Raw genomic sequence first — 2,544 nt, 5'->3', positions numbered from 1 at the left:
ATCCCGGGCTGACCCGCGCCTGGTCGCACAACCACGCCATCTCGATCAAGCAAGAAGGCACGGCTGGCGCTGCAGGCAACATCGCCCGCGTCATCTTTGGCGACGGCAGCGTACGCACCTTCAGTTGGAATGTCACTACCAGCAGCTGGGACGCCGGCAACAGCGCCGACAGCCTGATCCCCAACGCCACAGGCCTTCTGTATAAACGGCTGGACGACGATAGCCTGTGGCAGTTCGATACGGCAGGCAAGCTGCTCACCGTGACCCAGAGAAACGGTTGGATCCAAAGCTATACCTACAGCACGCCCAGCACCATATCCACGACCGCTCCGGTCGCAGGATTGCTCCTCAGTGTGAGCAACCAGTTCGGCCGCACCTTGAGCTTTGCGTACAACCCCAGCAGCCAGCTGACGAGCGTCATCGGCAGCGATGGCCGGATCATCAGCTACAGCTACGACGGCACCACCGCCACCTCACACCTGACCAGCGTCAGTTACCCTGGTACTTCGGGAGGCACCGTCACCCGCATCTACCACTACGAGAACGCTACTTACGCCCAACTGGTCACCGGCATCACCGATGAGCGGGGAATCCGGCTGTCCAACATCGCCTATGACAGCCTGGGCCGCGCCATCAGCAGCGGCTATGCGGGCGGTGCCGACCTGTACACGGTGAGTTACGCCACCCCTGGCTCAGCCACAGTGACCGACCCCTTGGGCACCCAGCGCACCTACAACTACAGCACCAACAAGGGGCAACTGGGTGTCACCGGCGCCGACAAGCCCAGCGGAACAGGCGCTCCATCCGCCGCCAGCCGAGTACAGGACGCCAACGGCTTCATCACCCAGGAGACCGACTTCCTGGGCGTGAACACCATGTACACCTGGGACATCAACCGGCGCCTTCCCTTGAGTACGACCAGGGCAGCAGGATTGCCCGAAGTGCAGACAACGACCACGCAATGGCACCCGACCTTCAGGCTGCCGGTGCTGGTAACGGAGGCGGGAAGGACGACCACGTATACCTACGACACCCAGGGCAACCAGCTGAGCCAGACCGTCACAGATACCGCTACCAATGTGGCACGGACCGCCAGCTGGACCTACGTCCCCAGTGGAAGTGCACAAGGCTTGGTGGCGACCCAGAGCGTCAACGGCGCCGTCCGCCAGACCTACGCCTACTATGGCAGTAACAGCTTCAGCGGAGCTGTGTCCAATGGAGACCCCGAGTGGAACCGCGTCAGCTTGCTGCTCAACGGCACTGGTGCGGCCGGCTCGCCCATCGTGGACAGCAGTCTGTCACCCAGACCCTTGACAGTGTCGGGTAATGCGCAGATCAGCACGGCCCAAAGCAAATTTGGCAGTAGTTCAATTTACTTTGACGGCGCAAGCTCCTATATCTCGACACCCGCCGCAGGATCCTTCCAGTTTGACGCGGGAAACTTCACCGTTGAAAGCTGGGTCTATCAAGCAAACAACACCACGGGCTATGCGTCGGGAATTCAAAGCATCGTGGGCCAGTACCAACTGGGTGTGAATGGAAACGCCAGCTTTGGATTGCTCACTATTGGAGGTTACCCCCAGGCAGCGTTCTTCGCTGGTAGCTCACTGGTTGCAGTTATCAATGCGCCCAATGCGCTACCCCTGAACACCTGGAACCATCTGGCCGCAGTGCGCAATGGCAACCTGGTGACCCTCTACGTCAACGGCGTGAGTGTTGGCTCTGCGGCTCTTTCCGTCAGCCTGAATACTTCTTCACGCAATGTTGCCATCGGTGCCGACTCGATCGGCGCTGGTGGCTGGAATGGGTACCTCTCTGATTTGCGGATCACCAAGGGATTTGCGCGGTACACCACCAACTTCACACCACCGGCACAGGCCTTCCCCAATAGCGGACCCATCACCATTGACCCAAATGCGGTAGGCCACACAGCAGGCGATCTCCAGTCGATCACCAATGCAGCAGGCCACGTGACCCAGTTCACGCTGTACGACAGGGCAGGGCGTGTGCGACAGATGGTCGACCCCAAAGGCATCGTCACAGACATGAGCTACACGCCTCGAGGCTGGGTCAGCAGCGTGACAGTCACCCCGCCGGGCGGAGCAGCCCGCACCACCAGCTACACCTACGACAACGCCGGCCAGCTGACAGGCGTCACGCTGCCCGACAACAGCACCATGAGCTACAGCTACGACGCCGCACAGCGCCTGACGGGTGTGACGGACGCCAAAGGCAACACCGTCAGCTACACCCTGGACGCTATGGGCAACAAGACCGGCGAGCAGGTCAAAGACCCACAGGGCAACCTGCAAAGAAACATTACCCGGGTGTATGACGCCTTGAACCGGGTCCAGCAACTCACGGGAGCGAGCAATTGAACACCACAACAACCATCACCCCAGCAGGAGGTCGCATGCGCAGCCCTAGTTCCACCAGAGCCGTCACCACCTGGCTCAGCCGCCTGGCACTGCTCATCGCCCTGGCTCCGGTCCTGGCGCTGGCCGCCACCCCCACGACCACAGCGCTTTCAAGCAGCGCAGGGAC

1 protein-coding gene is annotated in these 2,544 nt (G+C 61.2%); it reads left to right on the top strand.

Features of this window, described 5'->3' with window-relative positions:
* The coding region (locus AC1D1P_RS20710) for a LamG-like jellyroll fold domain-containing protein (RefSeq protein WP_477674258.1) at positions 1-2,378 on the top strand (2,378 nt) is incomplete at its 5' end.
* Positions 2,379-2,544: the final 166 nt, after the last annotated feature.

Source organism: Polaromonas sp. P1_E1_2, assembly GCF_056406035.1.
This window is presented reverse-complemented; position numbering and strand designations above follow the sequence as displayed.